The organism is Polycladomyces subterraneus (assembly GCF_030433435.1).
Taxonomy (GTDB): Bacteria; Bacillota; Bacilli; order Thermoactinomycetales; family JIR-001; genus Polycladomyces; species Polycladomyces subterraneus.
Window position 1 is genome coordinate 1 of the sequence record NZ_JANRHH010000037.1, and the last position, 26,064, is coordinate 26,064.

Annotated in this window: 20 protein-coding genes and 1 pseudogene; 5 read left to right on the top strand and 16 right to left on the bottom strand. The window is 53.7% G+C overall.

The window, feature by feature from the left end:
• From NWF35_RS10110 to NWF35_RS10140, 7 genes and pseudogenes are all read right to left on the bottom strand, one after another.
• Positions 1-379: pseudogene (locus NWF35_RS10110) on the bottom strand (RNA-guided endonuclease TnpB family protein); the annotation flags it as partial.
• A 457-nt stretch (positions 380-836) separates the two neighbouring features.
• Positions 837-1,910, bottom strand: a complete 1,074-nt coding sequence (gene mtnA / locus NWF35_RS10115; protein ID WP_301238935.1) for an S-methyl-5-thioribose-1-phosphate isomerase — start codon at positions 1,908-1,910, stop codon at positions 837-839.
• A 1-nt stretch (position 1,911) separates the two neighbouring features.
• Complete coding sequence (mtnK, locus tag NWF35_RS10120; RefSeq protein WP_301238936.1) at positions 1,912-3,132, bottom strand: S-methyl-5-thioribose kinase; 1,221 nt, start codon at positions 3,130-3,132, stop codon at positions 1,912-1,914.
• A 226-nt stretch (positions 3,133-3,358) separates the two neighbouring features.
• Positions 3,359-3,898, bottom strand: coding sequence for a 1,2-dihydroxy-3-keto-5-methylthiopentene dioxygenase (locus NWF35_RS10125; RefSeq protein ID WP_301238937.1), 540 nt, complete (start codon positions 3,896-3,898; stop codon positions 3,359-3,361).
• Between the two features lie 65 nt (positions 3,899-3,963).
• The gene (gene mtnB / locus NWF35_RS10130; RefSeq protein WP_301238938.1) at positions 3,964-4,629 is read right to left on the bottom strand and encodes a methylthioribulose 1-phosphate dehydratase; all 666 of its coding nucleotides are present in this window, start codon (positions 4,627-4,629) and stop codon (positions 3,964-3,966) included.
• Between the two features lie 13 nt (positions 4,630-4,642).
• Positions 4,643-5,314 (bottom strand): 2-hydroxy-3-keto-5-methylthiopentenyl-1-phosphate phosphatase, encoded by a 672-nt coding sequence (locus NWF35_RS10135; RefSeq protein WP_301238939.1) that lies wholly within the window; start codon positions 5,312-5,314, stop codon positions 4,643-4,645.
• Positions 5,311-6,531 carry a 2,3-diketo-5-methylthiopentyl-1-phosphate enolase gene (locus NWF35_RS10140; protein WP_301238940.1) on the bottom strand — a complete coding sequence of 407 codons (1,221 nt, stop codon included), beginning with the start codon at positions 6,529-6,531 and terminating at the stop codon, positions 5,311-5,313. Before NWF35_RS10140 ends, NWF35_RS10135 begins: the two co-directional genes overlap by 4 nt.
• A 463-nt stretch (positions 6,532-6,994) precedes the next feature.
• Between NWF35_RS10140 and NWF35_RS10145 the strand changes: the two genes are divergently transcribed.
• Positions 6,995-7,807, top strand: a complete 813-nt coding sequence (locus NWF35_RS10145) for a hypothetical protein (RefSeq protein WP_301238941.1) — start codon at positions 6,995-6,997, stop codon at positions 7,805-7,807.
• 171 nt (positions 7,808-7,978) lie between these two features.
• Here NWF35_RS10145 and NWF35_RS10150 read toward each other — a convergent pair whose 3' ends face one another.
• Complete coding sequence (locus NWF35_RS10150) at positions 7,979-8,746, bottom strand: sporulation protein (protein WP_301238942.1); 768 nt, start codon at positions 8,744-8,746, stop codon at positions 7,979-7,981.
• A gap of 181 nt (positions 8,747-8,927) precedes the next feature.
• Positions 8,928-9,704 (bottom strand): sporulation protein, encoded by a 777-nt coding sequence (locus NWF35_RS10155; RefSeq protein WP_301238943.1) that lies wholly within the window; start codon positions 9,702-9,704, stop codon positions 8,928-8,930.
• A gap of 214 nt (positions 9,705-9,918) precedes the next feature.
• On the opposite strand from NWF35_RS10155, the gene bcaP (NWF35_RS10160) reads away from it, so the two are divergent.
• Both bcaP (NWF35_RS10160) and bcaP (NWF35_RS10165) read left to right on the top strand, forming a co-directional pair.
• On the top strand, positions 9,919-11,337 hold the full coding sequence (bcaP, locus tag NWF35_RS10160; RefSeq protein WP_301238944.1) for a branched-chain amino acid transporter BcaP: 1,419 nt from the start codon (positions 9,919-9,921) through the stop codon (positions 11,335-11,337).
• 247 nt (positions 11,338-11,584) lie between these two features.
• On the top strand, positions 11,585-12,997 hold the full coding sequence (gene bcaP, locus NWF35_RS10165) for a branched-chain amino acid transporter BcaP (RefSeq protein ID WP_301238945.1): 1,413 nt from the start codon (positions 11,585-11,587) through the stop codon (positions 12,995-12,997).
• Between the two features lie 594 nt (positions 12,998-13,591).
• Here bcaP (NWF35_RS10165) and bioC read toward each other — a convergent pair.
• The 6 genes from bioC to bioA form a co-directional block, all read right to left on the bottom strand.
• Positions 13,592-14,401, bottom strand: coding sequence for a malonyl-ACP O-methyltransferase BioC (bioC, locus tag NWF35_RS10170; protein WP_301238946.1), 810 nt, complete (start codon positions 14,399-14,401; stop codon positions 13,592-13,594).
• A complete protein-coding gene (locus NWF35_RS10175; RefSeq protein WP_301238947.1) occupies positions 14,388-15,125 on the bottom strand; it encodes an alpha/beta fold hydrolase in 738 nt (245 codons plus the stop codon). The genes bioC and NWF35_RS10175 overlap by 14 nt, the downstream gene beginning before the upstream one ends.
• Entirely contained in the window at positions 15,118-16,308 is a 1,191-nt protein-coding gene (gene bioF, locus NWF35_RS10180) for an 8-amino-7-oxononanoate synthase (RefSeq protein ID WP_301238948.1), read from the bottom strand. Before bioF ends, NWF35_RS10175 begins: the two co-directional genes overlap by 8 nt.
• Positions 16,305-17,306 (bottom strand): biotin synthase BioB, encoded by a 1,002-nt coding sequence (bioB, locus tag NWF35_RS10185; RefSeq protein WP_301238949.1) that lies wholly within the window; start codon positions 17,304-17,306, stop codon positions 16,305-16,307. The genes bioF and bioB overlap by 4 nt, the downstream gene beginning before the upstream one ends.
• 235 nt (positions 17,307-17,541) lie before the next feature.
• Positions 17,542-18,264 (bottom strand): dethiobiotin synthase, encoded by a 723-nt coding sequence (gene bioD, locus NWF35_RS10190; protein ID WP_301238950.1) that lies wholly within the window; start codon positions 18,262-18,264, stop codon positions 17,542-17,544.
• Positions 18,261-19,619 (bottom strand): adenosylmethionine--8-amino-7-oxononanoate transaminase, encoded by a 1,359-nt coding sequence (gene bioA, locus NWF35_RS10195; protein WP_301238951.1) that lies wholly within the window; start codon positions 19,617-19,619, stop codon positions 18,261-18,263. Before bioA ends, bioD begins: the two co-directional genes overlap by 4 nt.
• A 303-nt stretch (positions 19,620-19,922) precedes the next feature.
• Here bioA and NWF35_RS10200 point away from each other — a divergent pair, with 303 nt between their 5' ends.
• The gene (locus NWF35_RS10200) at positions 19,923-22,238 is read left to right on the top strand and encodes a transglycosylase domain-containing protein (RefSeq protein WP_301238952.1); all 2,316 of its coding nucleotides are present in this window, start codon (positions 19,923-19,925) and stop codon (positions 22,236-22,238) included.
• A gap of 153 nt (positions 22,239-22,391) precedes the next feature.
• On the opposite strand, the gene NWF35_RS10205 is transcribed toward NWF35_RS10200, so the two are convergent.
• Positions 22,392-22,955: a beta-class carbonic anhydrase gene (locus NWF35_RS10205; protein WP_301238953.1), complete on the bottom strand. Its 564-nt coding sequence runs from the start codon at positions 22,953-22,955 to the stop codon at positions 22,392-22,394.
• A gap of 324 nt (positions 22,956-23,279) precedes the next feature.
• Here NWF35_RS10205 and NWF35_RS10210 point away from each other — a divergent pair, with 324 nt between their 5' ends.
• Positions 23,280-26,012 (top strand): sigma 54-interacting transcriptional regulator, encoded by a 2,733-nt coding sequence (locus NWF35_RS10210; protein WP_301238954.1) that lies wholly within the window; start codon positions 23,280-23,282, stop codon positions 26,010-26,012.
• Positions 26,013-26,064 lie beyond the last annotated feature (52 nt).

The window sequence follows — 26,064 nt, forward strand, 5'->3', positions numbered from 1 at the left end:
TGCGCTTCTTCTTGTAGAGTCTCGCCGTTCCTTGTTTGGCCATTCCGTCGATGATCCGATCCAGCCATTGTTGCTGATATGACCGAGCCACAACCGGCACACCGATGCGCTTCTCCAGCATAGGGAACGACACCGTGTAGAAGTCACCATTTTTCTCGACTTTCAGGTTCTGATTGTTGAACGAACACCACATCCTCCTGAATACCCGAGCTTGTTGGTGTTTCTTCTGCGATCTCACACCCCAGATCGTTTGGTTAATGATGGCAGACGGGAACTTCTCGTCAGAAAACTCCTTGAAAATCTTGCTGGTCGCCTTGTTCACGTCGGGATGAAGCAAGAGCCAGTTTGCAAACTCCGTGTTGATCTGGGTCCATGGCAAGGATATCCCAGCCGTTTTCCTGACAAATGTCTTTCACCAACTGTCTGAATCGCTCTTCCACTTGGTTTACAACACTTTTCTGCGATAACGTGGGCAGAAAACAACTCTATGCTTGTCCCATAGTTTTAGTTGTATCAGTATTTTATAAATACTACAACAACTAAAAAAATGTTGCTCCTTTCTCGTTGGTTTTCACATTTTCCTCTTCCAAACCCTATCTTCGTCCACTTGAATGAAAAATACAAGAAAAGCGCCCGTAGGGGCGCACAGGTTGATGACAGGGTAGTCAAACCCACAGTTCCGTTTTCCCTCTCGCTCCTCTTTCAACAAGTTCAAAGGTCACTCGCAGGAAAACGGCCCCCTCACTTAGAGGAGCAGGCCCGAATTTCCCGTCAAGTGCGATGCAGTTACGGGAATTCGAATCCCGCGGCGTTTGGGAGGCTGCATCTATTTCCCCTCACCCTTGCGAACGTTGAACCGCTTCCTGCAAACCAGGTCCAAACGGCGGACGGATCACGCCATGCTCAGTAATGATCGCAGTGACGAGTTCGGCCGGGGTGACATCGAATGCAGGGTTATACACCCGAACCCCTTCCGGCGCGGTGGCAAGGCCGAATCCCTTGGTGATCTCCTCTACGGGCCGCTCTTCGATGGGGATGTCCGCCCCCGTGGGCGTCTGCAAATCGATGGAAGACGTCGGTGCGGCCACATAGAAGGGGATCCCGTGTGCTTTGGCCAACACGGCCAGTCCATAGGTACCAATTTTGTTGGCCACATCTCCGTTGGCTGCGACGCGGTCCGTTCCCACGATCACCGCCTGCACCCATCCCTTCTGCATCACGGCAGCCGCCATGTTGTCACAGATCAGTGTGACGTCAATGCCCGCCTGCTGCAACTCGTATGCAGTCAGCCTGGCGCCCTGCAGGACCGGACGCGTCTCGTCGGCAAAGACGCGCAGATGCCATCCCCTTTCCTTTGCCAGATACAATGGCGCCAACGCCGTGCCGTATGCTGCCGTGGCCAATCCGCCCGCGTTGCAATGCGTCAGCACACCCATCCCGTCTTCCAACAATGTGAGCAAATGCTCGCCGATCTTCCTGCACATTTCTGCATCTTCTCGTTGGATCGCGTGCGCTTCCGCCAATAAAGCGGCCTTCAGCTCCGAAACCGGGCGTTCCTTCAGCGTTTCCAACCGCCTCCGGATTCGTTCCAGCGCCCAAGAGAGGTTGACCGCAGTGGGCCGAGCAGAGCGAAGATCTTCCCCCACCCGGCGCAAGGTGGACCATAATCGGCCCGCATCCGCATCCGGCACATCCTTCACTCCCAGATACATCCCGAACGCCGCCGCCGTACCGATCGCCGGCGCCCCTCTCACCGCCAGTTTCACGATCGCTTCTCGCACTTCCTCGGGTGTCGTCAGTTCCAGATAGACCGTCTCAGCGGGCAAGCGCCGCTGGTCCAGCAGCAGGAGCCGGTCTTCCTGCCAGACAACGGAACGTGGGTGCGGGATTTTTTCCATCGAAATCGTCATCTCACTTCGCCACCTTCTCTTTGGCTATTTCCCGGACCCAAGCCGTCAACTGTCCGATCTTTTCCAGCGTCTTCCGCCGATTGATCAACGCCTGACCGATGTGGAGAGCCAACATTTCTGCCTCCGCGCGCACCTGCGGATCTTCGATGGTCTCTAGGTCAGCTACCGGGGCCAGCCCGATCACACGGCGCAACATCTTGCAACCTGCGAAACCGGCACTGTCTTGGAGCACGCGGGTGAGGAAGCGTTCACGGTATCCCGGTACACGCCACATCTCATCCGTGACATGCTCCTGCCACAGAGCGGAAAATTGTTCCTCAAATCCGTTCCAGATGGTTTCAATCGTTTCCAACAGCCATTCTTGATAGGCGATTCGGATTTCTTCGTCCGCGGTATGTCCCTCGTGAGAGGCGTAAGACAACAGCAGGTTGGCAAACAATGCACCGATGTCGAAGCCCATCGGCCCATAATAAGCGAATTCCGGGTCAATCACCTTGGTGCTCGTCTCCGTAACCATGACCGAACCCGTGTGCAAATCGCCGTGTACCAACGCTTGCGCCTGCGTCATAAACGCCTCTTTCAATTCGGCAATCTCCCGCTTGAGCGCATCATCCCGCCAGATCGCTTCCACCTCGGTCCTGATCAATGGGTTGAACGAGTTCGTTTCTGCATCGTAATAGGGATCGGTAAAGACCAATCCTTCGGTGATGTCGCACATTTGCGGGTTAAGAAACCGGCGCACCCACTCTTTTTTCTCCTGACGATCCACATAAAAATCGGAGGTGAAGAAGAGCGTTCGAGCCAAAAACCGTGCCATGTGCTCGGCGAAATACGGATATTGTTGACGAGCGATCAACCCTTTTCGCATCACGATATGATCGGTCAGGTCTTCCATGACTGTCAGAGCCAAGTCAGGATCATACTTGTACACACGAGGAACCAAACCCTCCGCCAGTTTCGCCTGTACCTGCAACGCTTCGGATTCGATGCGCGCCCGATCCAACGTGAGCGGCCATGATTCACCGACCACACGGGCATAAGGGAGTGCCTGCTTGAGAATGACCCCCTTTTCCCGGCCTTCCTCCCGGATGTGAAACACGAGATTCAGATTGCCGTCCCCGATTTCCCTGCTGGTTAATACAGCCCCATCGGAAAACAATCCCGGAATGGAACGCGCGTATTGAACCGCTTCAGCTTCCGTCAACGGATGGTAATTTGACATATCCCCTCTCCTCCCTCGCAATCGTTTTGCATTATCTGATTTACAATAATTCCTAAACATTCCATCCGGTCGAAGATTCGGTATACTCGCATTGGGTTACAGGATAGTCCAAATCAACACTCAATAACGTGGAAAGCCGTCTCAGCATCGCTCTGTATTTCTTCATCAGCCATTAGGCTGGGAGACGGCCTCCGCTTCGCATCGAGAACCCCTCTCCGATGGTCAGTTACGGTTGAAATGCCGGGTCATCCACCGGATGGGCCACCCACCCCGACGGGTCGATGAACAAGCGAATTGCCACTACTCGCCGGTTCTCCATCAGCGTAAAGAAGTGCGGGGTGTTCACCGGAACCGAGATGACGTCACCAGCGGACAGTTCCACATCGAAATAGCCTGTTTCCTCTTTGCCCTTGATCGTAAAAATGCCGTTGCCGGCGGCGATGGCTCTTACTTCATCTTCCGTGTGAACGTGAACCTGCTCAAACTTCTTCAGCAACTCGCCCAAGTTGGGCGTTTCCGGTGACAGCGCCACCACATCCCATTTCACATAGCCGTTGCGCTCGGCCAATGAGCGGATATCTTCGTCGTACGCCCGCAAAATCTCCTCTTTCTCCTCATCGGTCAGGACGAATTTGTCCTTCAGCTTTTCCGGCAGTTTTTCTGTGTCCCAATGTTCGTACAACACACCTTGGTCTTCCAGAAAAGCGCGAACGTTTGCTTCTCCTTCGATCCGTTCTCCCGTATTTCGAATGCGGATGCTTGCCATCGTCATCGCTCCTCTCATATGAAAAACTCTATTTACCAAATGATTGAAATAATCGCCCTGCTCTACTACCTACTCATCAACAAACGCCGCTTGATTTCATACTCAAACAAAAACTCCCAAGCTTCCAAATGGCGCAAAGCGGAAAAAGCATCTTCCCCCCAAGCGTAAATCCCGTGGTTGCGGATCAACACGCCCCGGCTGTCCCAGGACGCCACCCGTTCCACTGCAGCTGCCAATGCAGGGATATGGGTGTGGTTGAGCACAATCGGTACCGTGACACTGGCACCTTCCTCCCAATGTCCCAACGCTTTAATCAGTTCATGGTTGGTAAAGGTGACGGCCCCGTCGTCACCGTACAAATCGGAAACCAAGTTGTTGGAGACGGTGTGAACGTGAAACACCGCCCCACACTCTGAAAACTTCCGATACAGCGCCGTATGCACCGCCGTCTCCGCAGACGGCTTCAGTTCCGTGGGCGCCACCGGAACACCGTTTTCATCCACCAGCAAAAAGTCCTCCGGGGTGTGCACCGCTTTGTCTTTGCCGCTGGCCGTAATGGCGATCACCGGTGTTTCGCCATACGCCACTTTGACGGACAGATTGCCGCTCGTGGCGGGAAACCAACCGCGTTCGGCCAAGCGCGTTTTGATCTGCCGTAAGGTATCGAACGCCTGTTGCACCGCTTCGAGCGGGACTTCGATCCCCCGATTGCTTGTTTGGTTCACTGTCACGTTGCCTTCCTCCTCACTCCACACCAACCGGGGAGCTCAACCGGTCGATACAATCATAAAAGGTATCGAACGGCGCGTGCGGAAGATTCAGCTCCCGGCATTTCTCCAGCAGGTAGCCCCGCGCCAGCACCCAGTCGGCCAACCGGGCCCCCGCCAAATCGGTGACGCTGTCGCCGATCACGATTTTTTCGTACCGCTCCGAAGAAAAGGATCGGATGATACTGGTTTTACACATGCCGCAGTCATTGTCGCAGTGCTCGTCACAGGAATGCGGCCACAGGATCTGAATCGTCTCCCCTGAAAAGTCGCTGGCGTTGCAGTAAATGTCGTCGCGGGGGATGTCGAATCTGGACAAAATCGGATAGACGAAAAAATCGATTCCCCCGCTGGTGATCAGCAGGCGGATGTTCTTCTCGCGGCAAAATGCCAGAAATTCCTCAAATCCCGGCCGGATCTCAGCCTGTTCCAGAACGTAGGAGACGATTTCTTCCCTCCGGGCGGATGGAAGCAGTGCAAACAACTGCCCCACGCCCCGGCGAACACTGATCCGTCGCGACAGGATATCATCCACGATGCGATTCCAGCCGGGTGGATCAAAGTGTTTCATGATCTGCACGATATTGTCATTGTTCGTAATCGTGCCGTCAAAGTCGCAAAAAATGACGCGTTTGCGCGCTTGCGTCACGCTTTCACCACTCCCCACGCATCAATAGCCTTGCGCAGTGCCGCCGACGTTTCCGCTTTTTCCTCCAACGTCACACCGGATACCACCGCTTTGATGGCATCGACAAAAGCGCGACCACCCTGCGTCGACCCATCCGGATGTCCGTGAATACCGCCTCCGGCGTTGACAATCGCGTCCCTGCCGAAATCGCGGTACAGCACGGGCACCAACCCCGGATGGATTCCGGCCGAGGGAGCGGGGAATGCCGGTCGGTGTGCTCCATTGTTCTCCCGCAGATGCTGTGCCACTTTAAGCGCTTCTTCTCTCGGCATGGCCACACTGCCGTACGGTGACGGATACAGTACGATATCCGCCCCCGCCCAGCGCAGGAATTTGCCCAACAGCAACGCGGCGGACAGCCCGTGATCGGGGGATGCGTAAATGGCACCGGTAAACGCCGGATGCGCCATGATCGGAACGGAGATGTCCGGATCCTCCGCCAATCGATGCAATACATCCCATCCATACGGCGCCACGTTGAGCAGCAGGCAGGAAGCTCCGGCTTCGACCAAGCGCTTGGCCCGATCGAGCAATTGCGTGACGGGACCAGTCAGATTGACCGCATACAAGACTTTCTTACCGGTCTGCTCTTCCCAAGCACGGTTGCGCCGTTCAATCGCACTTACCCGTTGCTCCACCGGAGCCAAATCGTCCCGGAAAAATATTTCGTCATCTTTGACCAGATCGACGCCACCTTCTATTTGCTTTTGGTACTCCGTTTCCAACTCGTCAAGGGGAAGACCGATACATTGCTTGAAAATGCTCATCAACAGCGGCCGGTCGTGTACGCCCAAACGCTCGCGGATGCCTTCGATGCCAAACCGCGGTCCCGGAAAACGGGACAAAAATTCATCCGGCAATTGCAGATCAATCAATTTTATTTTGCCGTCCATCGACAATTTACCGAATACGGTCGTCAACACGGCCGGCAGGTCAGCCGTCAGATTGCGCACTGGATACCCGATGGTGATTCGACCGCGAGGTGTACCATCAACAGCCGGCTCCAGCCGAGCGACTTCTTCCACCTTACCCAAATAGGGGGCCATCTTCTCCTGCTTTGCCCGAGGCAACTCAGTCCATGTCCCTACCGTCAATCCGACAGCGATACCGCGGGCTTTCTTCTCCAAATCCGATGCCCCTTGTATGAGATACGTTGCGTATATGTAACCGGAATCCATCGGTTCACCGCCTTTCCACCATCATTGATTCGTGTAACTCATTCCTTTTTGAAATGAAAATCAAGAGTGCATTGTATTGAAATGAAAATCAAGAGTGCATTGTATCGTTTTTCATGCAATTATGCAACAGCTCCCCCTCTGATGTAAAGCACGATTTTGCAAAGATGATGACGCTTTTTCGACTAATTTCGTGTAAAACGGTTGGAATACACGGTTATATACGAACAGCGGTGGTCTTAGATCGGTTGTGGTACAATGAGACATGACATGTCCAACCAAAGGACGGGAGCCGTCACCTGCCATCGACTCTACGAAACGTCCGCAAACCGTTCGATCAGTCAGATCGCGTGTCTTTTTCCCCTCGCTCCTGTTTCGCAACATGCCAATGTCGCTCGCGGGAAAAAGACCACCCCTTTCCTCGGACCTGGTATGACCACACTCCCTGTGAGAAAGGAGAAGGATGATGGGACTGGATGCTGTCGTGTATTGTAACTGTTTCCGGGAGGGGATCACCGAACCGCCTCCGGAAGCTATTCGTCCCTACATCGTGACGGATGAGGAAGGTTACCCGGATCTCGACCTTCCAATGGAATACGAACGGTTTGACGAATATCTCGCCATGTTTGACGAGTGGTTGGGATCGTGTTGTCCACATCCCAACTTATGGTATGCAGACGAACGGATCACCGATTGGGAAGGATACACTCGTTTTTTACAAGTGTTGGAGCAGGCTGGTTGGCAACGTTTCCCGGCACTGTATGAGGCACTTCCCTCCGGTAACGAGGGGCGAACGGACGCTGCACTGGCTCGCAGGGCCTTGGAAGAACTGAATAATGTTCGACAGGGAACCGATTTGGGAACGGGCGTCCTTCTCATGGACGGAGAAACGGGGGAAATGCTCTACCTACACAACTCCGATGCAGTCAGCTTTCTAGGATGGAATGGACAAGATCGTACTGCCATCGGCCTGGATGAAGAAGGGTTTTTCGTCGGTAAACTGGCGGAGCGGGATCTGAAGGTGGAAAAAATCCTGTTTCGGTCCATCCGCTTCGAACAGAAAAGAAAATCTGATGGAGAAGGCGTTTTATTTCAAGATCTCCACTCCGGTGCCCACATCTTGTCCACCCTGTCGATTCAGGATGGGGAACGGCTGCCCCGTATGCTACAAGTGGAGAAGCGGATGATATCGGGGAAAGACTTCGACTACATCCTTCAACCGTTGATCAACTTGTTCCAGGCGTCTGCAGAAACCGGCAATCCTGTGATCTGGGGATAAGAAAAAGGACCGCGACGCAGCGGTCCTTTTTTTCTGTCACAAAATCTCCACAAATGAAAAAGGCGCTGATTTTCCACCCAAATTGCCGTGGAAGACAGCGCCTCTAAGAAATCATATCTTTGACTCAATCTGAGGGAGATCCCATATGCAAAACCGGTTAGATGCTGACTGTCAAACCTTCAGCCCTTTTAAATGGCGTTTCAAATGAGCTCGAATCGTTTCCGCCGCCGACTCCCGTGTTGCCAGTTGTTCCCGGGTAAACACGAAAGCACCGGAAGACTCGTCTAAGTTGAGGAAGTCAGCCAGATCCCCACCTTCGCCTGCAAACTGTCCGTCGAACTCAAAAAAGCCACGCAGTTCTTTTTTCGATTTGACCGTATCATACCAGAAGATGATTTCATCCGCCTGGCCTTTAAGCCAATCAGTCGGGCGGAATTGGAACATTTGCAAATACTCGTCCTCTTTCCCGGACAATCCTTCCCATTTCAGCTCCATTCCCAGCTCGTACATGCCTTCAAGGAATTGCTCGATCGGCCCGGCCGGTTTGATTTTGATGAAGTCCCGATCCTTGGCGTCGATCCCGTTGTCGATTTCCAGATTGGACATAAAGTAATATTTTGTATTGATCGAGGAAATAGGCAAAGTGTACGGACATACGAATGAGAACGGAAATTTCATTTCCACACCCGGACGCAAGGTGAATTCCTCGTCGGTCACTTCGATTGTGCAAACGGTTTCTTCCATTTCCTGCGCCGTTTTGGCGTGATGGGATTGCAAACGCAGATCGACGGACAGCCCTTCAATCTCCTGCTTCACATTTCCGCCGTAGACGTACAGTTGACCCGTTACTTTTTCGCCCATAATGACTTCATCGCGATCCAGCACAAGGTCAATGCGTGCGGAACCGATTCCGAGCGATGCAAGCAATGTCTTGAACAATGACACTTCCTCCTTTTCCATGTCTTACGATTCAAATAATAGCACACCCGCATTTTGGGGGGCATTAGATATACATTAAGAATTTTTGAGGACTCAACCTCACACGGTCCGGAGGACTTTTCAAAGGTCGCTCACGATTCAGGCCACCCTTCTCTCACGTTAGCGAATGACCAGACAACCCCTACCCTGTGATCAATCCCTGCGTGTTCCGTTCGATAAACCGCTTGATGGTTTCCGCTGCCTGTTCGACGGTGGCTAACTCCGCCGCCTCAAAACGGAAATACCCCTTTTTCTCGTCCAGATCCAGGTGATCGGCAAGCATGCCGATCAAGCCTTGTGTCTTCTTGTCCAACTCAAAATGCCCTTCGATCCGCTCTTGCGTCCGAGCTGGCGTGTATGAAAACACCACTTCATCAAATGCACCTCGCATCCAGTCGGTCGGTTGAAACTGGATAATTTGCACGCCACCGTTCCTGATCCCGGTGTATCCCTCCGAGCGGGGGATAAATCCCAATCGCTGAAACCCTTCCAAGAAATTGCGCAACAACCCTTGCGGTCGGACGACGACCGTGTCCCGGTCCTTGGCATCGATCCCGGCCGCGATCGCTAGATTGCTGCGAAAATCATATCTCGTATGTACCGAGGACACCGGCAAATACGCCGGACAGACGAACGAGAAGGAAAATTCCTGCACCTCGCCGGGGTGGATGGTAAAAGAATCCATTGTCACAGGGATTGTGGATACTGTATCATCAACATATATTGTTTGGTCACCGCGTTGAAAAGCTGATGTCACATGAAATTCGACCGTCAATTTTTCAATTTTCTGTCCCACGTTCCCACCGGTCAGCACCAACTTGCCGTTGACGGGTTGACCCATGGTGACGGTGGCATCATCGAGTATCAGATCAATCTTGGCGGCGCCCACTCCCAACGAAGCCAGCAGGGTTTTGAACATGCACAATTGCCTCCTTTATTGGGGATACATGAAAAACGTAACATATCCTTAGCAATCTGTCTCCCTTTTATACAGATAATAGGGAATCATCTACCAATTCTTTTTCCGCGCCAAAATTGACTGATTATTCGAAAGGGATGAACTTTATTGACGGCGAATAATCATGTAGCGAGAGCTTTCATTCGCACATGTTTCTTTTCAAGGGGGGTCTTACATGAGTCTTTTTCGCAAAAAAAGCATTCCTGATCTAATCAAAACCACGCAACAAGGTCGAACTCTGCGCAAGGAGTTGGGTGCATGGGATCTAACCCTGCTCGGCATCGGTGCCATCATTGGCACGGGGATTTTCGTGCTGACCGGTGAAGGTGCGCTCAAAGCGGGACCGGGACTGATCCTTTCTTTTGTCGTCGCCGGACTGGCCTGTGTATTCGCGGCGCTGTCCTACGCGGAATTCGCCTCGACCGTACCGGTGGCCGGTTCCGTCTATACCTACAGCTACGCCATCATGGGCGAATTTTGGGCGTGGATTATCGGTTGGGACTTGATTCTGGAATATCTGTTGGCTGTCAGTGCGGTTTCCGCCGGTTGGTCGGGTTACTTCCAATCCCTGCTTGAGGGGTTTGGTATCCACTTGCCGACGGTGTTGACCGCAGCACCGGGAGCCTTGAAAAACACAACGACCTACTTCAACTTGCCGGCATTCCTGATTGTCATGTTGCTCACGTTCTTGCTGGCGCGCGGGATTCGGGAGTCCAAACGAGCCAACAACGTGATGGTGGTCCTGAAAGTGGCGGTGGTTCTTGCATTTATCCTCGTCGGTGTGTGGTATGTGAAACCCGCCCACTGGCAACCGTTTATGCCGTTTGGCTGGGGAGGCGTCTTCAACGCGGCGGCACTGGTCTTCTTCGCGTACCTCGGCTTTGACGCCGTCAGCACGGCGGCCGAAGAAACGCGGAATCCCGGCCGTGACCTGCCCCGCGGGATCCTGTACTCGTTGGGAATTTGCACCCTGCTGTACATCGTGGTCACTGCGATCTTGACCGGGATCGTACCTTACCAACGATTCGCTGGCTATGAAGACCGTCCGGTCGCGCTGGCATTGAATATGGTGGGACAAAACTGGTTCGCCGGTTTCATCAGCCTTGGTGCCATTCTCGGGATGACCACCGTGATGCTGGTGATGTTGTACGGACAGACACGGGTCATTTTCGCCATGTCCCGTGACGGCCTGTTGCCAAAAGGGTTCTCCAACGTACATGAAAAATACCGCACGCCTTTCGGTGCGACTTGGATTTTGGGAACTGTTGCAGCGTTAATTGGCGCACTGGTTCCACTGGGAGACATCGCGGAACTGGTCAACATGGGTACCCTGGCTGCCTTCGTCATGATCTCGATCGCCGTCATCATCCTGCGCAAAACGCAACCGGATCTGCCCCGTGCATTCCGTTGCCCGGCGGTGCCATGGATTCCGCTCTTGGCGATCGTCTTCTGCGGTTTCCTGATGGCGCATCTACCTCTATTGACCTGGATCCGCTTCGCCGTTTGGCTGGCCATCGGTTTGGCGATTTACTTCACGTATTCCCGTAAGCGCTCGTCGTTGAACACGCAATCGACGATCCATCTGGATCAGTAATTATAACGAACATGACAAATCCCCGGGTAACTGGGGTCAGGTTGTTGACAAAGTCCGCAAGCTCCGAATTCCCGTCTCAATCACTTTGTCAGCAGCCGCGCCCCGGATAACCGGGGCTTTTTTCTTGTTTTTTCCTTTGCTTTTTGATACCCCAACGCGTTAATATATAGAACATGTGAAGTGATGATCTCTCTGGACAGAATTGCGATACTATTCCGCGAAGTGGAGACATTGTTGCCTGGGGGTATTGGAATTGGATTTGTTTCGAAGAAAAAATGTCCGTTCGCTCATTGATAACAGTCTGCAAAGCCAAGGTCTGAAAAGGGAATTGGGTGTATGGGATCTCACCCTGCTCGGCATCGGCGCCATCATCGGCACCGGTATTTTTGTTTTGACCGGTACCGGTGCGCTAAAAGCAGGTCCCGGATTGATGGTGTCATTTGTCATCGCCGGACTGGCCTGCGCATTTTCCGCTTTGGCGTACGCGGAGTTCGCTTCCACGGTTCCCGTGTCCGGTTCGGTGTACACATACAGCTACGTTACTTTGGGCGAACTAGCCGCCTGGATCATCGGGTGGGATATGGTATTGGAATATTTGCTCGCCGTCAGCGCCGTTTCATCCGGCTGGTCCGGTTACTTTCAATCGCTGCTCGGCGGATTCGGACTGAAATTGCCCGACGCTCTGACGGCGGCCCCCGGGGCCGTACCCGGAAAGACGACGCTGTTCAACCTGCCCGCCTTTTTGATCGTCATGCTGATCACGCTGTTGTTGTCCCGCGGCATCAAAGAGTCCAAGCGGGTCAACAACGTGATGGTTCTGGTTAAAATCGGCGTGGTCCTGCTGTTTATTCTGATCGGCGTGTTTTATGTGAAGCCGGCTAACTGGCAACCGTTCGCTCCTTTTGGAGCCAAAGGCATCTTTACCGCTGCGGCGATTGTCTTTTCGGCTTACCTGGGATTTGATGCGGTGAGTACTGCGGCCGAGGAAGCACGTGATCCGGCACGCACGTTGCCGAGGGGATTATTGTATTCATTGGGGATTTGCACCTTATTGTACATGGTGGTTTCCGCCATTATGACAGGGATCATCCCTTATCAGCAAATCCGCGGGCATGAAGACCATCCGGTCTCGCTTGCCCTGAAGATCGCCGGCCAAAACTGGTTCGCCGCGTTTGTCGACCTCGGTGCCATCGTGGGCATGACGACGGTGATGCTGGTGATTCTTTACGCCCAAACCCGCGTGGCGTTCGCCATGTCGCGAGATGGGCTGTTGCCCGCATGGTTTTCCCGCGTACACAAAAAATACCGTACCCCTTACAGTGTCACCTGGTTGTTGGGCATCATCGCCGGACTGATCGGCGCGTTGGTGCCGATCACCCAAATCGCAGAATTGGTCAACATTGGAACCTTGTTCGCATTCATTATGGTCTCCGTCAGTGTGATCATTCTGCGTAAAACCCAGCCCGATCTTCCGCGGGGATTCCGTTGTCCCGCCGTCCCGTTCGTTCCGGCAGCGTCGATCGTGCTGTGTGCTTTCCTGATGTCCCAATTGTTGTGGATCACTTGGACGGCGTTTCTGATCTGGCTGACGATCGGGTTGATCGTCTACTTTACCTATTCCCGCAAGCATTCCACCTTGAATGCATCCAATACGCAATAAAACAAAAACCTTGAGTTTGTTCTTTTGACACAAACAGTCTAACCACTCGCGATTTTTTCAGGGAGCGGGTCCGAATTTCCTGTCTCGCGCGAAGCGTAAGCCGGGGAATTCGGAACCCGCGGACCATATCAACAACCAGAATCCCCCTATTACGTGCGGGGATTTTTTTCGTATCAACAGCAGTTTGACCATCAAAAATTCATCCACATATGCACCCGCCACCCGGAGCGAGTGCCGCTTGACCCCTTCCACTTCAAAGCCCATTTTCCGATAGATGCAATGACCGCACGGTTAAGCATGATCACGGTTAATTCCAGACGATGGATTTCTTTTTGCCGTTCCCACTCCTCCATGACTCGTTCCCAATCCCTTGCCTCTCCAGACTTGAAGAATGCCCACCACCAAGTAGGCGGGATAACGATTGCAACGAACCCGTCCTCCCACAGCGTCCAGATAAGCCATCAGACCTTGCGTCCCTTTTCAGATTCAACCACGCTTCCGCATCAGCTTCCCGAATTGGCCGGATGAGCATGTTTCCTCTCCTCCGTCAGTTCATCAACCAGCTGATCCACTTGGAATCCGTTTATCGATTGTTCACCCCCCTTTTCGCCCCCATACCTGCACGAGATGATACGTAGCATATACACCATATTTGGACCGATACACCTGGTTGTACCGGCGAACCACTTCGTGCAGCAAGCTGCGTTGAACGGACAGAGGAGCCGCGGAGGAAGCGCTGTAACTGGCCCCCGTTTGCTTGATGGATTGCAGAAAGGCGTAGCAATCCGGATATTCCAACCGATGCCATCGAACCATCGATCCCACGTCCGTCAATCCGGCATATCGGAGGATGCGCTCCCACTCCTCCGGGCGGCGCAGGCGCAATCCGTGCATGCCCGAAGGCAGACGAAGAGCACGCTCCACCTCTCGAAATTGTTGGTGCAGCTCCTGAAAGGTGTCGGGGCCGAATGTGGAGAACACGATCCATCCACCGGGCTGCAAATGGTCGATCAATGCGCGAAACGAATGCTCGGGAGCACCAAACCATTGCACAGTGGCATTGGAGATGATCAGATCAAATGTCTCGTCCCACTCCATCGTTTCCGCATCCCCGATCAAAAAATGAACAGTCGCCTCATGACCCAATCGATCTCTCGCGGCTTTCACCATGTTTTCGGCCAAATCCACCGCCGTGATCGCCGCCGAAGGGTACCGCTCCGCCAATAATTGCGTCAGATACCCCGTTCCGCACCCGATTTCCAAAATCCGCTCCACCCTGACGTCGCGCTCCGACAGCGTTTGCATCATATGATGGGCCATGTGCTTCTGCACAACCGCGTAATTGTCGTATGTGGATACATGGCGGTTAAATTGACGGGCCACCCGTTTTTTATCCAGTAGCACGGTCCATCCGCTCCTTCAGCCAGAAATGAAAGCGTTCGGGTTGGGTCCAAAACGGCAAGTGCCCTGCACCTTTCCATACTGTCAATTCCGCCTCTGGAAGCATGCGGGCCAAACGCCTGGCACCTGAGACGGGGCAAATCGCATCGTCTTCGCCGTGCAGCAGAAAAACAGGAACGGACAACGGTGAATCCGGAAACGAATAACGCTGAAGATAGTGCAAACCAGCCAGCAGTCCGGAAACATCCGGTTGCTGCTGATTTCGGTATGACTGACGCCACCGAATGGGCCAACCTGCTTTCTCCTCTTCGAGAGAAAACATCCGACGGTCGAAATCGGCCAGCACTTGTTCCGGAGCATCCGGCAACCGCCGTTCCATCCGCCGCAGCACGCGTTCATCCCAACCGTCAGGTGAGCGAGGCGACCGGACGAACTGATCCGTCACGCCGATCGCAAAAACCCCCCGTATACGATCAGCAACCATCCGCGCCCATTCCAACGCCATCATCCCACCCATCGACCAGCCCACTACCCACCACACCCCATCATCCAACCAGTCGTGATCCTGCTGGGGCATTCCGCTTTCCCCTTCCAATAAAGTGTGCACATCAACCAGTTGGTGACGGATGCGGGGATCGCTACGGGAAAAGCGATCGATGACCGGCTGCCAGACGGAGGGCGGGGCGCTCCAACCCGCCAACCACAAAACAGACGTTTCTTCAATCATGGATGGTCACACCCTCTGTTCGAGCCGCCCGCTCAATCGCGTCAATCACAGTTTCGAGATGCTCGTCCGTGTGGGTCGCCATCAGGGAAAACCGCAGTCGGGCAGTTCCTTCTGGGACGGTAGGCGGACGGATGGGAACGGCCAGCACCCCGCTCTCCATCAGAGATTGACTCAGTTTGACGGTAGCGTGCACGTCACCGACGATCAACGGGACGATTTGCGTTTCGGACGGACCGACATTGAAACCCAACGCTTTCAACCGGTTGCGAAAACGGGTCGCTTTTCGATGAAGCGCGGTCCGCCGGTCTCCCGCCTCTCGCACCAACCGGAGGGAGGTGCGAATCATTTCGATCACGACGGGTGGCAATGCTGTGGTATAGATAAAGGGACGACACGTATTGACGAGATACGAAATCCATGTCCGGCTGCCGGCCACATACGCACCGACGACCCCAAACGCCTTGCTGAACGTGCCCATATGCAGATCGACCTTGCCAGCCAATCCCATGTGGTGAGTGACCCCTTCCCCATAGGGGCCGAACACGCCTCCGCCATGGGCCTCATCCACCATCAATGCCGCGTCGTAACGCTCCTTCAGTGCGACGAGGTCGTGCAAGCAAGCCACATCCCCATCCATGCTGAACACCGTGTCGGTCACGATCAACTTGCGTCGAATGCCTTTTTTCTCTGCCTGACGCAACTGCGCTTCCAGATGATCCATGTCCTGATGACGATACCGAAACAGCGTCGCCCTACTCAGGCGAATGCCGTCAATAATGCTCGCATGGTTCCACTTGTCACTGAACACTGCATCGCCTCGTTGCAGCAAGGCGGACAAAACACCCATATTCGCCGTATACCCGGATCCGAACACAAGTGCGGCTTCCGTTTCTTTAAAAGCGGCGATCTCCTGTTCCAAACGTTCCGTCTCCTCGTCATGACCCACAATCAAACGGGAAGCGGTCGCACCCGCTCCCCGTCTCGCCCCTTTCTGAGCTGCTTCCATCAACTCCGGATGGTTCGCCAATCCCAGATAATTGTTGGAGGAGAGATTGATCAGCGATCGTCCGTCTCGTTCCAACACCGGGTCCACCGCACGCGAGACCGGCACCAGGGAACGGAGACGCCCTTCCCGCTCCAAACGAGCCAATTGTTCGCGCAAGGTTTCTTCCCAGAGGTTCACAGCGCACACTCCTCGATCTCAAATCCCAAATCCCGAATCATTTGATGATCCAGCTCCGCCTGTTGCCCCGGCGTTGTGAGATAATCCCCAATGAAGATGGCGTTACCTGGGTACAAGGCAAACGGCTGCAACGAACGCAGATTGACCTCCCGACCGCCGGAGACGCGAATCTCCTTGGTGGGGCAGACGAAGCGGAACAGACAGAGCACTTTCAGACAACGTCGCGGGTTGAGTTCGTCCATTCCTTCCAACGGCGTGCCGGGGATCGCGTTCAAAAAGTTGACCGGGATCGAATCGGCATCCAATTCGCGCAACGCGTATGCCACGTCCACAATCTGATCATCTGTCTCCCCCATCCCTACGATGCATCCGGAACAAGGAGAAATACCCGCCTGTTTGGCCGTCACCACAGTTTGTACCCGGTCCTCGTACGTATGCGTGGTGGTGATATTGGCATAATGATCAGCACTGGTGTTCAGGTTGTGGTTGTAACGGTCAACACCGGCCTCTTTCAGCCGCCGCGCCTGATCCTCTGTCAAAATGCCCAAACAAGCGCAGATTTTCATCGGCAATTCCTGCTTGATTTCGCGAACGGCAGCGATTACTTCCTCCAGTTCCCGTTCCGATGGGCCGCGGCCGCTGGCGACAATGCAGTATGTACCCGCTTTTCTCTCCCAAGCTTGACGGGCCCCCTCCACGAGTACATCCTTTTTCAGAAAGGTGTATTTTTCGATCGGTGCCTGTGACACGATGGACTGCGAACAGTATCCGCAATCTTCGGGGCACAAACCGCTTTTGGCGTTGATGATCATATTCAGTTTCACTTTTTTCCCAAAATAATGGCGGCGAACTCGAAAGGCTGCATGCAACAGCGGCAGTAGTTCGTCATCGTCCGCCCGCAGCACCGACAATGCTTCCTCCCGTGTCAGGCATTCGCCCGCCAATGCTTTATCCGCCAATGTTTCCCAACAGTTCCCGACAGTTTGTTGTTCCCACATGTGAAAACTGCCCCTTTCCAATCTGAAATGTTCGCAATTCGCAGCTGTTGATTTATCACTAGGACCGCCTCAGGCGTTCTCTCTCCTGTTTCACTTCGTGAAAAGGTCGGTATCGAGATATGGTCACCCTTCTCTTGTTCAACGGATGCGGATTGCCCGCCCAGGAGATGGGTTTGCACCGTATACCAACAACGTGAGCGGTGTCTGATAATCGTGGTCCTTGAGAATGGGTTTTTCACTCAACCCAGGCAGTTGACCGGAGCCTTTCCATCAGTGCACCACCACCATCCAATGCACGGGTAAATACGTCCCGCAGCTTTTCCGCTGTCATCGGTTCCGTCATCCACGGAATCCGGCCCAACACAGGTGCTCCGCCAAACCGCTCGATCATTTCCGGATTGGCCTCGAGGCTGGGGTCCTGGTCCCCTTCGCGGTACCCGTTGAGAATCACACCCAACGGTTGGAGTCCCCGACTGCGTGCCGCCTCCAAGGTAAGCACCGTATGGTTCACAGTTCCCAGATTGGGACGGGCGACGATCACGAGGGGCCATCCCAACTCCATCGCGAGATCCGCCATCGTCCAATCGGGACCGACCGGCGCCAACAAGCCGCCCGCTCCTTCCACCAACAGCAGGTCGTATCGTTCCGCCATCGTGCGGATGCGCTCAACCAACCCGGTTTTATCTACCGTGACACCAGCAGTACGAGCGGCGATCCAAGGAGCCACTGGCAGAGAAAACGAATATGGCACGATTTCCTCCGGTTTCGCTTCCACTCCGGTCCACCGCTTCAAACGTCCCCCGTCCCCTTCGGGGGCGTCTCCCAAATGCCCGCTTTGTACCGGTTTCATCACGCCGACGCGTAAGCCCTGTTCCTGGAGTGCCAATGCCAAACCCGCCGTGACCACAGTTTTGCCCACTTCCGTATCCGTTGCCGTCACAAAAAGTCCGCGCGTCATCGACCGGTCACCTCGGCAATGGCTCGATACAAGATGTCCAGCATCTCCGTCGTTTCCTGCTTACGGACGGCCAACGGCGGCAAGAAGGTGATCACATTGTCCAGTGGACGGGTGATCAAGCCCAAATCACGCGCCCGACGACATACCCTGACACCGATCGCTTCTTCCCATGAGTACGGTTCCTTGGTCTTTTTATCCCGCACCAATTCAATGCCGATCATCAGTCCGCGCTGCCTGACGTCGCCCACATGAAGCAACTCATGGAAACGAGCCAACTCTCGGGCTACATGTTCGGCTACTTCCTGCACGTGTGTGATCAGATTCTCCCGTTCGTATAGATCCAGATTAGCCAGCGCCACCGCACATCCGAGCGGATTGCCCGTGTAGGAATGACCGTGAAAGAAGGTTTTACACTCAGCGTAATCTCCGTAAAATGCGTCATAGATTTCATCTGTGGCTAATGTCGCCGCTACCGGCAAATAACCGCCGGTGATCTTTTTACCCAGCGCCATCAGATCGGGGGTCACTCCCTCGTGTTCACATGCGAACATCCTGCCGGTTCGACCGAATCCGGTAGCCACCTCGTCAGCGATCCATAATACGTCGTACTGTTTGCACAAATCAGAAACAGATTTTAGGAATCCCGGTGGCATGGTGATGATGCCGCCCGCGCCTTGTACAATCGGTTCGACAATCAGTGCGGCGATGACATCCGCCTTTTCCTCCAACTTCCGCCGCAACGCTTCCAAACAGGCCTCAACGCATTCTTCCTCACTTCCGGGATACCGGTACGTGTAGGGATAGGGCACTTTTTCCGTCTCAAACAGGAGGGCGTCAAATGACGCATGAAACAAATCGATCCCACCTACACTGACCGCCCCGACCGTATCCCCGTGGTAAGCGTTCGTCATTCCCAAAAACAGCCGTTTCTCCGGACGGCCACGGTGTTTCCAGTACAAAAACGCCATTTTGAGGGCAACTTCCACCGCTTCAGCCCCGCTATCCGAATAAAACACCTTGTTCAGTCCGTCCGGCGTCAGCTGCACCAATCGCTCCGCCAACTCCAACGCAGGCACGTTGGCTGCCCCCAGCAAGGTGGAATGGGCGATTTTTCCCAGTTGTTCCGTGATCGCCTCATTTAGTTCCCGTCGGTTGTGACCGTGAACGTTAAGCCAGACTGAAGCATTGCCGTCGTAATACTCCCTGCCGTTGACGTCGATCAGTTTTACTCCTTCGCCCCGTTCGACGATGACAGGTTCATCGTCCAAATATTCCTTCATTTGGGTGAAGGGATTCCACAAATACCGCCGGTTTTTCTCCAACAGTTCAGCATATCGGGTCGTCACCCGGGCCATGTTTCCCCTCCTATTAATGTTAACTTATTAATATCAAATGGTTAACATAACACTCTTTTCGAGTATAACACGGGCAAAAACTTGCGTCCAGCCATGCTGTCTACTGCTTTCTATATTCCCGGGAAAACATGGCGGAAAAAAACACACGCTTACGAATAAATGTATATGTGGAGAAAAAAAGAGGAATCGGGAGATATCGTACACATATCGTCCGTCACAGCATGAGACTGCCGTGAATGTTATACAAGTTTCAAATTCCCGGTCTACCAGTTATGTTATATATTGTTTAGGAGGGGTGATGGGATGAATTCACGATTTCCGAAGTTTTATTTAAAATATCTTCTTAACTTCAAAGCGAGCAAAAAATGGTGGCTTCTGGTCTTCCTTACTTCCTTTTTATTGATCATTATTTCTACCATCGCGGTCTTGATGGTAACGACGGTATACGATCTAAACGACCTGAAAAAGATGGATTTCGCCTCCGGTCTTTACGACCGAAACGGCACTCGCTTTGCCACATTAGGCGACGCCCCTCTGGAATACGTGAAGCTGAAAGACATCAAATCGCCCATGCTGCCGAAAGCGTTCGTCGCTGTGGAGGACCGCCGCTTCTACGAACACAGCGGTGTTGACTATAAAGGATTGGCCCGGGCATTGGTCAAGGACATCCTGACGATGAGCAACGCCGAGGGCGGCAGTACGATCACCATGCAGGTGGCGCGAAACGCCATTTTGGACAACCGGGACAAAACGATCTGGCGGAAACTGAACGAAATCGCCATCGCGTTGAACCTGGAGAGCAAATACACCAAGGACGAGATTCTGGAAGCGTATCTCAACTACATTTACTTGGGCAACAACGTCCGTGGCGTCAAAATGGCTGCCAAGATCTATTTCGGCAAAGATATCACCAAAGAAGATCTGAGTATCGACCAAATTGCCCTGCTGGCCGGTCTGCCGCAGTCGCCCGAGGGGTACAACCCATACTACAACCCAAAACTGGCTCTGAAGCGACGCAACATCGTGCTGAAAAAGATGGAAGATGCGGGCCTGATCACCGAAAAACAACGAGAGTATTACTCCAAGAAACCATTGGTTGTCAATCGGGACAATCTCAAAAAGTACATCAAGAAAGACAAATACGCTGCCTACAAACACTACGTCATCGAAGAAGCGAAAAGGCTATATCACATCAGCGAACAGGAACTGACCAGCGGCGGTTACAGGGTATACACAGGTCTGGATCCCGATGCACAGAATGCGCTCGAGCAAGCGATGAAAGATCCGTCGCTGTTCAAAAACCACGATCAACTGGATGCCGGGGCGACGATCGTTGACCAGCACAATGGACAGATCGTGGCGATGGCCGGCGGACGCAACTACCTGCCGGGGTACATCAACTTCGCAACTCAGCCTATGCAGCCTGGGTCGTCGATCAAGCCCCTAACCGTGTTCGCTCCGGCCATTGAGAAAAAAGGATATGGGCCGAACACGCCTGTACGGGATGAACCATACTCGGTCGGTGGATATTCACCCGACAACTACGATCACCAGTTTCACGGTTATGTACCGCTGAAAACGGTGGCCGCCAAATCACTCAACGTGGCGACGGTCTGGCTTCTCAATGAAAAAGTGGGATTGAAAACGGCCTACAAATATGCCCAAAAGTTGGGGTTGAATCCGGACAAGGAAGACCGCTCGTTGGCGGCGATGGCACTGGGCGGAATGAATCACGGCGTCAACACGGTGCAAATGGCGCAAGCGTACTCCTCCTTCGCCAATAACGGCCAGATGTACGAAGCGCACGCTATTACCAAAATCGTCAGCCGGGACAACGAAGAAAAGGAACTGGACCGTCCGGTCGAAGTCAAACAGGTCTACAGCAAACGAACTGCACAATTGATGACGAAAATCCTGGAATACGTCGTGCAAAACGGAACGGCCAAAGCAGCTCAACTGCCTGACGGGCGTGATGTGGCCGGTAAAACGGGAACCACCCAACACGGGAAAGAGGCTTGGTTTGTCGGTTACACTCCGGAATACGTCATGGCGGTGGCGTTTTTCAACAACGGCAAACAGGACAATATGGTGGAATTGTCGGGCGGCAAGTATCCAGCCAAATTCTTTTCCGTCGTGATGAGTAAGGCACTGGCCAAAAGAAAAGTTTCCCACTTCAAATTTGACGCCTTGGGCGGAGACGGCGGCTCATCTTGGACGCCTCCAGTGACGGATCATCAGTCGGATCAGAACCAAAATCAAGATCAGAATACGGATAACCAACATCACGAGCCGCCGACACAACAACCAGGGAATACCGATCATCCTGGCAACATGGATCAACCGGGTAACACCGGTCAACAGGGTGGCGACACTGGCCAAACCGGTGGCGGTACTGGTCAAACGGGTGGCGACACTGGCCAAACCGGTGGCGATACTGGCCAAACGGGCGGCGGTACTGGTCAACCAGGTGGCGATACCGGTCAAATCGGTGGCGATACCGGTCAAACCGGTGGCGATACCGGTCAAACCGGTGGCGGTACTGGTCAAACGGGAAGCGATACTGGCCAAACGGGTGGCACCGGTTCATCCAACAATGCCTCCCCGCCCACCACACCATAACCGTAAGAAAAAAGCCCAGCGGTTTGTGCCGCTGGGCTTTTTTTCAGCAAAACTCCTGGAACGCAAGCAAATTGCTATCCCTTCAAGATGCTAGGTTCCCCATGTTCTCTCGCTTTTGTTGCTTTATGCTCAAAGGTCACTCGTGGGAAAAGGTCATTCTTTGTATCCATCCACCACCAGATCCAGCTTGCCCGTCTCCGGATCGATGACCAGACCGTGAACAGGCACATCCGGCGGAAACAACGGATGCTGCCGCAACATTTGCACACTTTTTTTCACGCTTTCCTCCACTGATTTAAACCCTTCCAGCCATTGGTGCAAATCCACTCCCGCTCCTTGCAGTGTCAGCACCGCGTCGGCGGATACTCCGCGGTTCACCATTTTTTCCAGTGTTTTTTCTGGCTGAATAGCACCCATGCCGCAACCGTGGTGGGCCACGATAAACACTTCTTCCGCTCCCAGTTCAATGACGGCGACCAACAGACTGCGCACCACACTGTCAAACGGATCGGTGATGACTGCTCCTGCATTTTTGACGATTTTCGCATCGCCGTTTTTAAGATTCATCGCTTTGGGCAACAATTCCGTCAAACGCGTATCCATACAAGAGAGTACCGCCATTTTTTTATCCGGGTATCTGCTCGTCCTATACGGTTCATATCCTTTTCCTTCCACAAACGACGCATTGTGTTGCAACACCGCTTCCAACAATCGCATGCCCTTCACCCTTTTTATTTGTTTTCCTCCCATGATTCTACCTTTGGTTTTGATTGTCATCAACAAACTCAGACATGTAATTTGCCCACACGGCTGAAGCACCAGAGGCACTCCCTTTGGTCGCCGTGGGCTTCTCGCTACATCTCATCCCTTCACTTCGGGGAAAAACATGATCCCTCTCTCCCCGTATCGTATTGTGTCTGATCAATCAATGGATCAGCTCCCAGTAACCCCTCCCCCACAAACCCAATAATTCCCATGCGCTCACAGCTGGTCTATAGTGTGCAAAGTGTGTATGATAAGAAGGAACGGGAGGAGTTACCCATGAAAAAAACGGATCTGGTCGAAAACACGTTGCGATCATTAAGTGAACAGTACCCCCACGGGATCAGCGCGGAACAGATGGGGCGGGAGTTGTATTTGGATCGATCCACAGCCAGTCGTTATCTCAACGAATTGGTCAGAGAGGGAAAAGCACGCAAAATTCCCGGACGACCTGTGAAATATCTCCCTCACCCTCCCGCGAAAACAGAGGAAAACTCCGGCAAAGGGGCGCCGGATTCCATGTCCCCCTCTTCCCGACAAGCTTCAGTTGGTGAACTTTTTACCGACATCGTTGGGGCCAAACACAGTTTGCGCTCGGTTTTGGAGGAAGCACTCGCCGCAGTGATGTACCCTCCGCACGGATTACCCATGCTGATAACCGGTGAGACCGGAACGGGGAAGAGCCATTTGGCCCACACTTTGTACCGGATTGCGGCGGAGAGAGGCAGATTGCGGCACGACGCCCCGTTCGTCGCATTTAACTGTGCCGAGTACGCCCAAAATCCCGAATTGCTCATGGGACAATTGTTCGGTGTCAAGAAGGGTGCTTTCACCGGTGCCGTCAATGATCGGCCGGGGCTGGTGGAACGGGCCGACGGTGGTGTCCTGTTCCTGGACGAAATCCATCGTCTTCCTCCTGCTGGCCAGGAAATGCTGTTTTATCTCATCGATCAGGGCGTGTTTCGTCGTTTGGGAGAAACCACTATGGAACGCCGCGCCCGTGTCCTGTTGATCGGCGCCACCACCGAAACACCGGAAACCGTGCTGTTGCCAACGCTCTACCGGCGCTTTTCCGTCAAAGTTACCCTCCCGCCATTGCGCGAACGCACACGTGAAGAGCGGGAAATATTGTTGCGCCGGTTTTTGGAGCGAGAAGAAGAAAAGATGGGCGCTCCGCTTACCCTGAGCGACGAATGCCGACAGATGCTGTTGACTTACCCCTGCAAGGGGAACATCGGTCAATTGCAATCTGACGTACAAATCGCCTGTGCCCGCGCTTTTCTGCGTCACCTTCAACAGCCCGGGCCGCGCGTCACTGTCACGATCGAGGATTTGCCCCAGACGGTGTTGCAGGAAGCCTCGAAGAAAACGGCCACAATTGACGGAAAACCTCTTCCCCGCAAGCAGAGGAAGGCGGATCAGATCCCCAATATATATGAACAACTGGTGCGCCGCAAACAGACAATGCAGGAAAGTGGAGCGAATGATACCCGAATGTCACAATCACTGGAGGAAGTGGTGGATCAATATGTCCGTGTATTGATGCAAACTTCCCGTCAGGATGTGGACGATTTGTCGGGAGGCGCTCGCCTGATCGAACCGGAATTGTACAAGATTCTGCACGAAGCGGTTTCCGAGGCGGAAGCGTTCTTGCCTTCTCCGGTGGGCGTCCATCAATTGACCGCTGTGGGGCTTCACATGCAAGCTTGGCTGAACGACCCTGAGCGGAGAAGAAACCTGTCTTCCCTACCGGAAATTCCACCGGCCCCTGATCCGTATATCCGTGCTGCGGAATGTATCGCCACCCATATCAAAGCGCGCTGGGGATTGGATTTACCTGCAAGGGAAGTCAAATTGATTGCACTCATCCTCTCTCCACGAGACCAGAAACAATCCCCAGAACGCCGGGTGGCCGTTCTGGTAGCCATGCACGGAGAATCCGCCGCGCATTCGATGGCCGACGTGACCAACAGTCTGCTGGGATCTCCCGTGATTCATGCCGTCGATATGCCGCTTCATCAACCTTCATCCGTCGCATTTGAACGGATTAAGCAAACCGTGCGACAGATCGATCAAGGGGCCGGCGTGTTGCTGTTGGTGGATATCGGCTCTTTGACCACCATGGGGGAAGCAATCAGCCGTGAATTGGGCATAGCGGTGGAGACGGTTCCTCACGTCAGCCTGCCCATGGTGATCGAAGCCGGACGAAAGGCATTGTATACGGAAAACCGACTGGAGGAAGTCGCAGATGCCGTTCGCCGGGCAGCGCAATTGCCAACTACCCTGTCGGATCGTCCTCCAAGCCGCATTATCGCCACGGTCTGTTACACCGGTGAAGGGGCCGCCGTCACATTGGAAAACTGGCTGAGGGAACATCTGCCCGATGCGGATCGCGACGTGACCATTCGTTCTGTCCGGATCGATCCGGAAAGCCGACGCTCCCCCTTGTTAGAACACCTTGCCCGCACGCACCGACTGATCGCAGTTGTCGGCACCGTTGCGCCGGAACTGCCGGGTGTTCCTTATCTTCCTGCATGGGAAATGTTACAGCCGGAAGGCGTGGGGCGGCTGAAACAATTGCTTTCAGCCACGCGGACCGCTACCATCTTCCCTTCTCGGTCCGACCGTTTGACATATGACCGGATTCCCTCCTTGGTGGAACAAGGGTTGTTGGAAACGTCCCGCCATCTCAATCCGAGGTTGTTTTGCCGAATCATGCAAAAAGAGATGGACGTGGTGCGGGAGCAATTTGACCTCTCGGCGGACAGAGAATTGGGATTGTGGATGCACGTGGGCACCTGGATTGACCAATGGATTGGTGCCCGATTAGACGGACAAATTCCGGAGTGTCCGCAACCGGAATCAGACAGTCAGCCATCTGAGGTATCTCCGTCCAACATTCGCGCATGGCAGCGTGTATTGGATACATTGTCCCAGACCTTCTCCGTGTCCATTCCGGAACAAATGGCCATACATCTGTGCGGATTGTCACGCCGCTCCCCGTCGACATGACCGTTTTTGACCAAACTGTTACAATCAAATTCTTGTAATGGCTTACATTCGC

Coding starts and splice junctions, on each gene's coding strand:
- mtnA (WP_301238935.1), bottom strand. CDS start 1,910: ATGACGATTTCGATGGAAAAAATCCCGCACCCACGTTCCGTTGTCTGG.
- NWF35_RS10200 (WP_301238952.1), top strand. CDS start 19,923: ATGAATTCACGATTTCCGAAGTTTTATTTAAAATATCTTCTTAACTTC.
- NWF35_RS10140 (WP_301238940.1), bottom strand. CDS start 6,531: ATGGATTCCGGTTACATATACGCAACGTATCTCATACAAGGGGCATCG.
- NWF35_RS10205 (WP_301238953.1), bottom strand. CDS start 22,955: ATGCGATTGTTGGAAGCGGTGTTGCAACACAATGCGTCGTTTGTGGAA.
- NWF35_RS10210 (WP_301238954.1), top strand. CDS start 23,280: ATGAAAAAAACGGATCTGGTCGAAAACACGTTGCGATCATTAAGTGAA.
- mtnK (WP_301238936.1), bottom strand. CDS start 3,132: ATGTCAAATTACCATCCGTTGACGGAAGCTGAAGCGGTTCAATACGCG.
- bioA (WP_301238951.1), bottom strand. CDS start 19,619: ATGGCCCGGGTGACGACCCGATATGCTGAACTGTTGGAGAAAAACCGG.
- bcaP (WP_301238944.1), top strand. CDS start 9,919: ATGAGTCTTTTTCGCAAAAAAAGCATTCCTGATCTAATCAAAACCACG.
- bioD (WP_301238950.1), bottom strand. CDS start 18,264: ATGACGCGCGGACTTTTTGTGACGGCAACGGATACGGAAGTGGGCAAA.
- bioB (WP_301238949.1), bottom strand. CDS start 17,306: ATGTGGGAACAACAAACTGTCGGGAACTGTTGGGAAACATTGGCGGAT.
- NWF35_RS10125 (WP_301238937.1), bottom strand. CDS start 3,898: ATGGCAAGCATCCGCATTCGAAATACGGGAGAACGGATCGAAGGAGAA.
- NWF35_RS10175 (WP_301238947.1), bottom strand. CDS start 15,125: ATGATTGAAGAAACGTCTGTTTTGTGGTTGGCGGGTTGGAGCGCCCCG.
- NWF35_RS10145 (WP_301238941.1), top strand. CDS start 6,995: ATGGGACTGGATGCTGTCGTGTATTGTAACTGTTTCCGGGAGGGGATC.
- NWF35_RS10155 (WP_301238943.1), bottom strand. CDS start 9,704: ATGTTCAAAACCCTGCTGGCTTCGTTGGGAGTGGGCGCCGCCAAGATT.